Origin of the sequence: Thermococcus sp. EP1, assembly GCF_001317345.1 — an archaeon.
Classification (GTDB): domain Archaea; phylum Methanobacteriota_B; class Thermococci; order Thermococcales; family Thermococcaceae; genus Thermococcus_A.
The window spans coordinates 1-10,801 of record NZ_JXCG01000024.1 but is presented as its reverse complement, the minus strand read 5'-3'; the positions used below and the strand labels follow the sequence as shown (position 1 = coordinate 10,801).

The window sequence follows — 10,801 nt, the reverse complement described above, 5'->3', positions numbered from 1 at the left end:
AGAAACTTCTGGCTCTATGCAATGGGACGTTTTGTTTCACTAGTGGGAAGTGGTGTACAGGACGTAGCACTGCCATTATTTATCTTGGATTTGACAGGCTCTGGTACAATAATGGGGACTTTCATGATAATTTCAATGCTCCCTCGTTTACTTCTCTACCCAATAGCCGGTGTTTTGGGAGATAGAATCAATAGAAAGTGGATAATGGTTTGGATGGATTTTGGAAGAGGTGTGGTTATATTGATCTTAGCCCTTCTAGCTTTGAGAAATTTGGTAACTATCCCTGTTCTTTTTGTGGTTCAATTTGTTATTTCAATCATGAATGCCCTTTTTGGGCCAGCAACAAGTGCGATGCTACCGGATATAGTAGAAAAAGATGAATTGATGAGAGCGAATTCAATCTTAATGAGCCTTAATAGCACTGCGTATATAGTTGGTCCTGCTCTTGGAGGAATAATTTATGGGATTGGGGGCATAATGGCAGCGTTTCTAATAAATGGGATCTCATTTATAGCTTCGGGGATAAGTGAGTTATTCATAAAATATGAACAAAAAGTGAAAAACATAACGAACGTTGGAGAAATTGTTGAAGGTTTAAAAGAAGGTCTAATGTATATAAAGACGCAAAGAGGGATTCTAACCCTGATGAGCTTTGCTTTGGTAGTGAATTTTCTCGCAGCTCCCATATTTGCAGTTCTTTATCCCTATGTAATGAGAGTGGTCATTAAATTTACTGCAGAGCAGTATGGTCTTTTAGAGACATCATTTATGGGAGGTATACTCCTTGGAAATATCCTTCTTGGAGCCTTCTTTGCCAATAAAAAGGCAGAAAATCTTTTGATTAAGGGTCTGATTTTTGAAACTCTTCTCCTCTTTGTGTTCGCTTTGTTGATGTTCCCTCAGAGCATAGCATTTTTCTCAGGTCCAAGCTGGGGAATGTTTGCTGCCATTGCCATCGTTTCAGTCTTCATGGGAGCTTCAAATGCTTTTGTAAATACTCCAATAAATGTAGAGTTCCAACAGCTTGTTCCTACAGAATATAGGGCAAGAGTATTTTCTGTTATTGAGGTCATGGGACAAGGCATAGTCCCTATAGGTTATGGTCTTGTCGGCATACTACTTGACAATGCGCCTGCTCATGAAATAGCTTTGGCCCTAACATTTTTGACCTTCATTTCCGTTGTGCTGTTTGTAACAAGGTATTCAAAAGCAGTCTTTGAAGACTTTGAAAATAGAAAAAAAGAACCTGACGCAGAGGCACTTCCCTAAGGGCATTTACTTTTCTCTTCTGTCCTAAAGAGCAAGGCCTGAATTTTCATGTTCTCATATCTTCGTTAGAGGAAGAGGATAGAAATGATATTCCAAAAGATTTAAATATCCTAATGTCAAGATAAAGCCCGATGCTTATGAGGGGGGATCGAGTTCTCCATAGTCTGGCATTCCTCTTACGCTGACTTTATTAGCTTACCCCCTAGCTTTGACTCCAGCTCTTTTTGGTGTGGGCAAACTCTTTTAAAAGGCATTTTTAACAACCCAAGGAGGTTAGAGTATGGTAGATTTCAAAGCTATTGAGGAAAAATGGCAGAGCAAATGGCTAGAGAAAAAGGCATTTGAGCCACAAATAGATGAGAAGAAGCCAAAATTCTACATAACGGTTGCGTTTCCCTACTTATCTGGGCACCTGCACGTTGGACACGCAAGAACTTACACAATACCAGACGTGATTGCAAGGTTCAAGAGGATGCAGGGATACAATGTTTTGTTCCCAATGGCGTGGCACATAACGGGGTCTCCAATAGTAGGTATTGCTGAACGAATAAAGCACAGAGATCCCAAAACGATATACGTATATAAGGACGTTTATAAAGTTCCAGAAGAGATTCTATGGACTTTTGAGGATCCAGTGAACATAGTAAAGTATTTTATGAAAGCTGCAAGGGAAACATTTATTAGAGCAGGTTTTAGTGTTGATTGGAGCAGAGAGTTCCATACTACGTCTCTTTTCCCGCCCTTCAGCAAGTTCATAGAATGGCAGTTCTTGAGATTAAAGGAGAAAGGTTTGGTGGTTAAGGGGACCCACTACGTTAGGTGGGATCCAATAGTTGGAACTCCTTTGGGAGATCATGACTTAATTGAGGGGGAAGATGTTCAAATATTGGACTATGTTCTGATAAAGTTCATCCTTGAAGAAAACGGCGAGGTTGCTTACTTACCAGCAGCCACATTAAGACCTGAAACGGTATATGGAGTAACAAACATGTGGTTGAATCCAGAAGCAACATATGTGAAAGCAAAAATCAAGAACAAAGACATGGAGGAAGTTTGGATAATAAGCAAAGAAGCCGCTTACAAGTTGAGCTTCCAAGATAAAGAGATCGAGATCTTAGAGGAATTCAAAGGTGAGAAACTAATTGGAAAATGGGTTAAAAATCCTGTTACTGAGGATGAGATAATTATCCTACCGGCAGACTTTGTAGATCCAGATAATGCCACTGGGGTTGTCATGAGTGTTCCAGCACACGCTCCTTTTGACCACGCGGCTTTGGAGGACATAAAGAAAAACACTGAGCTGTTGATGAAATATGATATAGATCCGAGAATAGTTGAAAATATAACTTATATCTCTCTGATAGAGCTAGAGGGTTATGGAGAATTTCCTGCAGTTGAAGAGGCCCAAAAACTAGGTGTTGAAGGTCAAAACGATGTAGAGAAACTCGAACAAGCAACAAAGAATATTTACAAGGCCGAATACCACAGAGGTATCTTTAAAATAGAACCCTATAAAGGAAAGCCAGTTAGTGAAGTGAAGGACTTAGTAGCTAAGGACATGGCTGAAAAAGGAACTGCTGACAGAATGTACGAGTTTTCTGATAAGAACGTTATCTCAAGATTTGGAAACAGAGCAGTGGTGAAAATAATCCATGATCAGTGGTTCATTGACTATGGCAACCCAGAGTGGAAAGAAAAAGCAAGAGAGGCTTTGGCAAACATGAAAATCTTCCCAGAATCAAGGAGAACACAATTTGAGGCTATTTTAGAGTGGCTTGACAAGAAAGCCTGTGCGAGGAAAGTTGGCTTAGGTACTCCTCTTCCATGGGATCCAGAGTGGGTGATTGAGAGCCTTAGCGATTCAACGATTTACATGGCATACTACACAATATCAAGAGCCATAAACAAGTACGGGATTAAAGGAGAGCAGCTAGTCCCAGAGGTTTTTGACTATCTATTCCTTGAAGAAAAGAGTGAAACTAGGGAAGAAGAACTGAGCGAGAAAACAGGCATTCCAAAGGAAGTCCTGAGGGAAATGAAAGAAGAGTTCGAGTACTGGTATCCACTCGACTGGAGATGCTCTGCTAAGGACTTAATTCCAAACCACCTAACGTTCTTCATATTCAACCATGTGGCCATCTTTAGGAAGGAGCACTGGCCAAGAGGTATAGCGGTAAACGGCTTTGGAACCCTCGAAGGAACCAAGATGAGCAAGAGTAAAGGTAACGTGCTCAATTTCATCGATGCAATAGAAGAGAATGGGGCCGATGTAGTTAGACTTTACATCATGAGTCTTGCAGAACACGATAGTGACTTTGACTGGAAGAGAGCAGAGGTTGGAAAGCTGAGAAAGCAAATAGAGAGATTTTACGACCTGATAAGTGAATTTGCAGGATATGAAGAGAGTGATGCCGAGCTAATGGACATTGACAAGTGGCTACTTCACAGGTTAAACAAGGCCATTGAAGGCGCAACCAAGGCATTGGAAGAGTTTAGGACAAGAACAGCAGTCCAATGGGCTTTCTACAATATCTTGAATGACCTAAGATGGTACATGAGGAGGACCGAAGGAAGGGACGATGAAGCAAAGCGCTCAACACTAAGAAAGCTGGCTGATGTATGGGTTAGACTAATGGCACCGTTTACACCGCATATATGTGAAGAGTTATGGGAGAGACTTAGAGGAGAGGGCTTCATAAGCTTGGCCAAATGGCCCGAGCCAGTTGAAGAATGGTGGAATGAAACGATAGAACTTGAAGAAGACTACATTAAGAACCTAATTGACGACATTAAGGAAATCATAAAGGTGGCAAAGCTTGAAGATGCAAAGAGGGCCTACATCTACACTGCAGAGGAGTGGAAGTGGAAAGTTGCTCAAGTAGTTGCGGAGAAGAGAGACTTCAAAGCCTCGATGGGTGAAGTTATGAAAGACCCAGAGATGCGCAAGCGTGGTAAGGATGTCTCAAAGCTAATCCAGAGGTTAATTAAGGACAGGGCCTTTGACTTTAAGCGCATTGATGAGGAGAAGGCCCTAACGCAGGCCAAAGAGTTCATCGAGAGTGAGATAGGCTTGGAGATTATCATCAACCCAGAGGAGGACAAAGGAGGAAAGAAGAGACAAGCGATGCCTATGAAGCCTGCTGTTTATATTGAGTGAGCTTTTTATTCCTTTTTATCATTACTACCTGGAAGCCTCGTCCTTCAGACCAAGGAAGAGGTCAGCTTGAGACACTTGTTAACATGGGAATCCTTGAGAGAATTCCATTTTTCGGAAAGAGAAAGAATATATTCAAGTACAGACATTTGTCCTCTGTGGTGGATTTCGCATATTATCTGAACGCCAAATATGGGTTCTTTGAAACCGAGCTTCCAGACTCTTCGATCTTAAAGATTTTTAAGCTGCTAATAATTCAACACCATCTTATAAATCTTTTTCTCCGAAAAAGCCTTAAGGAGGAGGTTTTTAATGAATACTGGTGTTTTCAATGTTCATCAATGAAGAAAACTTTAAGAAAGATGTTCTTTCTAAAATCCCCCTCCGAAACGAGCCTCCCCTTCCAGAGGACTGGCTTCACATAGAGATGCTCGAGCGTTTTAGAATTCTCAGATTTGCACCTATTCGGGAGGGCATGAACGTCCTTGAGGTTGGCTGTGGTGCTCATGCAATTACGACAGTTCCTTTGGCTTACCTAGTTGGAGAAACCGGCCGTGTTGTAGCCGTAGACATCTCGAGGTGGCACTTTTTTGAGGAAATAACATCTTCAGCAGGGCTAAGGCATCGCATAATCCCTTTAAAGGTGGACGCTAGAGAGCTTCCGTTTCCTTTTAAGAGCTTTGACCTAGCTGTGCTTATCCACGGTGTGAGAAGCCTGAAGAACGAGGAAACAATGATTAAAGTCTTTGCCGAGATGTTCCGTGTGTCGGAAAAGGTTTTCATAGCGGAAACTTTACCAATATCTAAAAACCAAGCACAGGAAGCCCATTTGAGGATGTACAACTTGAGAGAAGAGATTTTCGAGGCACTCTTTGGTGAAAAGGATGATCTTCACTACCTTCCTTTGGAGAGACTGAAAGGACTCCTTGAAGAGGCAGGAGGAAGGATAATTGAAAGCGGAGTCTTTGAACCTAACCTTCCACACTATCTTGCTTATATTCCCCGAGATTACGTTGCACAGATAGCAGACAAAAGAAAACGAGCTGAGCTTCTGGAGAAATGGGATAAGGCGTACGAGAAATGGAAAAAGGGAGCAGAGCATCCACCAGTAGGATGGATTATCGCAGGAAAGTGACTTCAAAAGTCATCTTTCTTGAAAACGCTTTATCACAGCAATATAGAAGGGAAGTGTTGCAAATATCGACACAAGCTCTGGAATGGCCGCTCCTCTAGGCATATCATACCTGAGATGAAGAATCCACGCAATGATAGATATTCCTAAAGCTGGCAGAGGAAGGTAGCTCTTGAAATAAACTGCATAAGCTATTAGAAATAGGGCCAGTGAGAGGAAAAATGCTATAGAGACTTTTATGTGGAGCTCTCCATAAATCTCGTCAAATACTGCTACAAGTATCAACGTAAAGCCGGTTAAAAATCCAACAACGGAGAGGAGTTTGCTAAATTGATAAATGCATAGTGCTGAAACGTATATGATAAGGGCTGCTCCGAGGCCTAGTCCAAAATTGAATATTGGGGCTACAGGGCTCATTATAGCATGTCCAAGGTCACTTAGTGCATTGTTCATTATGTTAAACCATTCCGAAAGAATTATTGCTATTGCTATTGAGAATAGGGAAATAGCCACGGAAAGATAGGCAATATACAGACAAGGTTTCCCCTGTTTTGGGCGAATTTTTTCCATATGTATCTCCAATGAAAAGTAGGGTTCTAACTACATAAATCTTTTTCAATAAATAAGTAGGAAAAGAATTCAGAACTTCAAAACCCTTGCCAAGACCACCAATGGATCCCACACTGGTGCAAATGGTGGTGCATAGGCCAAATCAGCAAAGAACAAGTCCTTAGTGGTAAACCCTGCTTGTAAAGCAACTGCAAACGTATCTATTCTTGGAAGGATTTCTGCACCAACTGCTTGAAGTCCTAAGAGTTTTCCGTTCTCTTTGTCTGCTATTGCTTTAAGCCAGATTTTCTTCCCTCCGGGATAGTAATGGGGCTTTGTTCTTGCTTCTATGAATGCGGTTTTTACATCATAACCGTCTTTTAACGCCTCCTGTTCTGTAAGCCCAGTCTTTCCAATCTCTAAATCCATGAACTTTGTTATCGCTGTGCCTAAAACTCCGGGGAATGCTATATCGACACCAGCTATGTTGCTTCCAGCTACATAACCCATTTTGTTGCCTGGTGGAGCTAAAGGCACCCAAACCCTGTTTCCTGTTATCAAATGCTTTGTCTCTGCAACGTCTCCTGCTGCATAAACATTCTCAATACTTGTCTGCATCCTTTCGTTAGTCCATATTGCTCCGGTCTCTCCTATTTTAACTCCTAACTGTTGAGCTAACTCAATGTTAGGCTTTATACCCGTGGCAATTATAACTAGGTCTGCGTTGTATTCAGAAGCATCTGTAATAACTTTCTCTACTTTTCCTTTCCCTTCTATTCTAAGTGTTTGCTCTCCAAGACGTAGGTTAATGTGCTCTCTCAGCTTTTGCTCGACTATGTCGGTGATGTCTTTGTCAAAGGTCTTTCTTAGGACTCTCTCGCTTCTTCCAATTAGAGTTACGTTCTTTCCTTGAACAACAAAAGCTTCGGCCATTTCTAGAGCAATGTATCCGGTTCCAATAACAACAACGTTTCTAACATCATTTTTTTCCATGTACTCCCTTATTGCTACAGCATCTGGTGGTAGATCCGCAGTGAAAACTCCTTGAAGATTGACTCCTTCTATATTTAGACTATGGGGAGAAGCACCATTTGCAAATACTAAGTAGTCCCATTCGTAATTCTTTTCTGTATCCTTTTCTCTCACTCTCACTATTCCTTGTTCAACCTCTATTACTTCTGCATTTAGATGAAGGTCTATGCCTCTCTTTTTAATGAAAAATTCAGGGGGATAATGCATAAGTTTTTCCTGTGGTGAGATGCCTTCAATGACATATGGGACTCCACAAGGGGCATGACTTACCCATTCGGTCCGTTCAAAAACTTTTACGTCCCAATCGGGCCTTAATCTCTTTACTCGTGAGGCAGTACTCATGCCTGCTGCACCAGCACCTATGATAACTACACGCTTCATTTTCATCACCAAAGAAAGGTTGTAAACCTGAGGTTAAAAAGATTAGTGAAGAAATGCATCCCTGGAAAACTCTTCATAAGTCTGGAAATGCCATTTTATTGAGTGGTAAGAAGAATAGAGAGAAAAATTAGTCTGTTTTCTTTTTCTCTTCTACATAATACCTTCCCTTAACCTTAATAAGCTTGTAAACTTTGCCTTCTTCTATTTTGACTTTGGGTTTTTCGATTTCAAAAGTTTCATAGCTCTGCATATCCATAAGGTGCACTTCTCTTGGTGTTAGACTTGTCACCATTGCTTCAATTTTCTCATGGTCTATTGTGTCAATTTCATCTCTTTTTGCGCTTTTCCAATCTTTATGTTCACTCTCATGAGTATAGAGGTTTTTCAGGGAGAGGCCCTTTCCGGTGACCTCTTCAACTTTGTACACGTTTCCCTTTTTATCTCCGACGATATCTCCTCTTCTGAATTTTGGAAGCCTTATACTGACACTTGTTCTATAAACTTCTTTACTTGTCACTCTATCTTGTCCTATTAGTTGATACGCCTCACTTATATTCCCCCCATATTTATCCCGTATAAACTGGGCAAGCTTTCTCGCAGCTGAGGTGGATCCCATATAGAAATCTATACCCTCTTCTTTTTCCACAGTATCTTGGATAAAGCCCATTCTGTCACGTTTCATAATCTCATCAACTTTCTCTTCAACGAGCTTTGAGATTTTGTCTCGCTCTTCTTTTGTGAGCTTCCTATCTTCTGCCCTAACTTGTAAAATTGCCTCAAAGTAGCCTCCCAAGAACTTTTGACATCTTGGGCACACGGTTTGCCTCACATAGATTATTACTTTCTTTTTCTCGTGGTGGAGTTCCCGCTGGAGCTCGTGAATTCTAGCCTTAATCTCTATCTCATATGTTATTATAGCTGGGAAATACTCTATGTGCCAATCGATTGGTTCAAAGCTCACATACGCTTCTCCTGTAAATAAATCTCCAATCTCTTCAAGTTCTTCTTTTGGGACTATTTTTATCTCTTTTATTCTTTCATCAACTGAAAGGTTTTCCATGAGCGCATTATCTGAAACTTCGAAGATGAGATCCTCCAGTTCATAGGTTTTTGGATCAACCCATGTTCCTCTAACCTTATAACTACCACAATTTTGGCAAAGTTCTGTGTTTATTTCATCCTCTACAAGGAGAACAGGGTTTTCTTTTCTAAAACAAACTTGACAAAGTCCATCTATTAAGGGGCCTCCTTCAGTCTCGCTTATTCCGCATCTGTAGCAAAATCTCTCACTCATTTTTCTCACCACTACAAGCTGGCCACATTACAATAAAAACTTAACTTCATTGCTAAAAATAAACTTTTTATGAATTTTAGCATTAGAAGGTATGGGGGAATCTCATGAGTAAAAGGAAGGCCCTGTTCGTCATGTTAATTGTTTCCTTTGTGGTGTTCTATTTTTGGCAATATCACTGGCAACATATTCCCTACCCTCAGACCTCCACCTCCTGGGACCACTACAAGTATTATATTGGAGAAATCCCCCCAAGAAAGAACATTAGTCTTCTTGAACTCTCTCCTCTCACTTATGAGAAGATAAGAATGTACACAATAGAAACGTTAAAATTGGGGGAGAAATTTTCATGCTCAGAAGGAGAGTTCATTGAACTTCAATTCGAAAACGGAACAGACTCAGAATTTGCTTGCCTTAGTGGAACTTTTGGAAAAATTGTAGATGTACCTATTGAAGAGCTTTGGAATCTCCCACAAAATTCTACAGTTTATTATTCTCCTTTGGTAATTGTACGGACACCTCCGCCAATTGAGATTAATGGAACGGAGTACATAATTGGGGTCAGTGCTCTGTACTATTGTGATCCTTATAAGAAAGAGAGCAGAACATGGGAGATGGGGCTTTATTATCCATCAACAGACGAGATTTCACGATTTGTAATCCAGGTTAACTCATCACTTATTGGAGAATTTAGAGGGAAAAAAGTATTTTATGTTCTAGATATTGCGGATATTAAAAATAATACTTTGATTGCCTATTATTCTCCCTATTGTATCTCCTCATAAGAGTTTTGCCATCTGGGCATGAGGAACACCTTGAATATGGAGAACTCTCTTTTCGTCAATGTAGCCGAGCTCAATAGCTTTTTTCACACATATCTTTCCAGTCAAATTTGCTATTGTGGCCTCTTCTAGAAACTTACCAAGTTCTTCTGGATCTTTAAGTTCCCCTTTGTAGAACCTTTCTTTTACCTCTAATTTTAGCTCCCCCTCTTTGAAAGTCTTCCCTAGGAGGTCTTCATCACAAGCTGCAATAAGAACTTCTCCTTGGACACGGTATACTTTAACGTAGATTTTCATGGTATCACAAAAGAAAAGGGGAACTGAGGTTTAAAAATTTAATTAATGGTTCCAGATTTTTTCTTATTCTAACTGTATTTCAAAAGCCAGTCCAACCTCTAAGGCTGTTCCTAGGTGTAATATCTCTTCATCTACATCAAATTTTGGATGATGGTGGGGATAGACTATTCCCTTTGCTTCGTTCTTTGTTCCAAGGAAAATAAAGGCTCCTGGTACTTTTTGTAAATAGAATGCAAAATCTTCAGCACCCATTGTTTTCTTGGCCTCGACAACATTTAGCCCCATCCTTTTGGCAATTGTTTTAACTAATTCTACCATCTTAGGATCATTTACTGTGGGTGGTCCTATTTCCTCAACTTTCAATTCATAAGAGGCCCCATATGCAGAAGTCACTCCCTTTAGGACTTCGTTGATTCTTTTTTCAATGAGCTCTTTGGTTTCTTCATTGAAAAACCGATAGGTCCCACTCATTTCGACTTCTCCGGAGATTATGTTAAACGCGTTTCCGCCTTTTATAACTCCTACACTTACAACACCACTTTCTAATGGACTTAGGTTTCTACTTATTATTGTTTGAAAGGCTAAAATTGCTTGGGCAGCTATCGGCATGGGATCAATAGTTTCGTGGGGTAAAGCACCATGTCCGCCTTTTCCAATAATCTTCACGTCAAATTTTCCAACCCCAGCCATGAGTGGTCCATCTCTAATTCCTATAACGCCACTTGGAAGATTCCTCCATACATGAATGCCGAAAATAGCATTTACATTTTCTAGAGCACCACCTTCAATCATTTTGAGTGCTCCATTACCTCCTTCTTCTGCAGGTTGGAATACTAATCTGACTTTATTAGGGAGTTCGTCCACATGTTGAGCTATTATTTTCGCTGCTCCGAGGAGCATTGCTGTGTGTGCGT

General features: G+C 40.6%; 9 protein-coding genes. 4 read left to right on the top strand and 5 right to left on the bottom strand.

Going from position 1 to position 10,801, the window contains the following annotated elements:
• The 3 genes from EP1X_RS09810 to EP1X_RS09800 form a co-directional block, all read left to right on the top strand.
• Window positions 1-1,269: MFS transporter (locus EP1X_RS09810; protein WP_156300740.1), on the top strand; the 1,269-nt coding region annotated here is incomplete at its 5' end.
• Between the two features lie 280 nt (window positions 1,270-1,549).
• Window positions 1,550-4,426, top strand: coding sequence for a leucine--tRNA ligase (gene leuS, locus EP1X_RS09805; RefSeq protein WP_055284053.1), 2,877 nt, complete (start codon window positions 1,550-1,552; stop codon window positions 4,424-4,426).
• A 328-nt stretch (window positions 4,427-4,754) separates the two neighbouring features.
• On the top strand, window positions 4,755-5,558 hold the full coding sequence (locus tag EP1X_RS09800) for a class I SAM-dependent methyltransferase (RefSeq protein WP_055284051.1): 804 nt from the start codon (window positions 4,755-4,757) through the stop codon (window positions 5,556-5,558).
• Between the two features lie 9 nt (window positions 5,559-5,567).
• Here the strand turns inward: EP1X_RS09800 and EP1X_RS09795 are convergent, their stop codons facing one another.
• The 3 genes from EP1X_RS09795 to EP1X_RS09785 form a co-directional block, all read right to left on the bottom strand.
• Window positions 5,568-6,125, bottom strand: a complete 558-nt coding sequence (locus EP1X_RS09795; protein ID WP_055284049.1) for a DUF998 domain-containing protein — start codon at window positions 6,123-6,125, stop codon at window positions 5,568-5,570.
• A 69-nt stretch (window positions 6,126-6,194) separates the two neighbouring features.
• On the bottom strand, window positions 6,195-7,523 hold the full coding sequence (gene cdr, locus EP1X_RS09790; protein ID WP_055284047.1) for a CoA-disulfide reductase: 1,329 nt from the start codon (window positions 7,521-7,523) through the stop codon (window positions 6,195-6,197).
• Between the two features lie 121 nt (window positions 7,524-7,644).
• Entirely contained in the window at window positions 7,645-8,811 is a 1,167-nt protein-coding gene (locus tag EP1X_RS09785) for a 60S ribosomal export protein NMD3 (protein WP_055284045.1), read from the bottom strand.
• 104 nt (window positions 8,812-8,915) lie between these two features.
• Between EP1X_RS09785 and EP1X_RS09780 the strand changes: the two genes are divergently transcribed.
• Window positions 8,916-9,593 carry a hypothetical protein gene (locus tag EP1X_RS09780; RefSeq protein ID WP_055284044.1) on the top strand — a complete coding sequence of 226 codons (678 nt, stop codon included), beginning with the start codon at window positions 8,916-8,918 and terminating at the stop codon, window positions 9,591-9,593.
• Here EP1X_RS09780 and EP1X_RS09775 read toward each other — a convergent pair.
• Both EP1X_RS09775 and EP1X_RS09770 read right to left on the bottom strand, forming a co-directional pair.
• Window positions 9,588-9,887 carry a DUF424 domain-containing protein gene (locus EP1X_RS09775; protein ID WP_055284043.1) on the bottom strand — a complete coding sequence of 100 codons (300 nt, stop codon included), beginning with the start codon at window positions 9,885-9,887 and terminating at the stop codon, window positions 9,588-9,590. The genes EP1X_RS09780 and EP1X_RS09775 overlap by 6 nt on opposite strands.
• Window positions 9,888-9,950: 63 nt before the next feature.
• Window positions 9,951-10,801: amidohydrolase (locus EP1X_RS09770; RefSeq protein ID WP_055284041.1), on the bottom strand; the 851-nt coding region annotated here is incomplete at its 5' end.

Coding starts and splice junctions, on each gene's coding strand:
- EP1X_RS09785 (WP_055284045.1), bottom strand. CDS start 8,811: ATGAGTGAGAGATTTTGCTACAGATGCGGAATAAGCGAGACTGAAGGA.
- EP1X_RS09775 (WP_055284043.1), bottom strand. CDS start 9,887: ATGAAAATCTACGTTAAAGTATACCGTGTCCAAGGAGAAGTTCTTATT.
- EP1X_RS09795 (WP_055284049.1), bottom strand. CDS start 6,125: ATGGAAAAAATTCGCCCAAAACAGGGGAAACCTTGTCTGTATATTGCC.
- EP1X_RS09780 (WP_055284044.1), top strand. CDS start 8,916: ATGAGTAAAAGGAAGGCCCTGTTCGTCATGTTAATTGTTTCCTTTGTG.
- leuS (WP_055284053.1), top strand. CDS start 1,550: ATGGTAGATTTCAAAGCTATTGAGGAAAAATGGCAGAGCAAATGGCTA.
- cdr (WP_055284047.1), bottom strand. CDS start 7,523: ATGAAAATGAAGCGTGTAGTTATCATAGGTGCTGGTGCAGCAGGCATG.
- EP1X_RS09800 (WP_055284051.1), top strand. CDS start 4,755: ATGTTCATCAATGAAGAAAACTTTAAGAAAGATGTTCTTTCTAAAATC.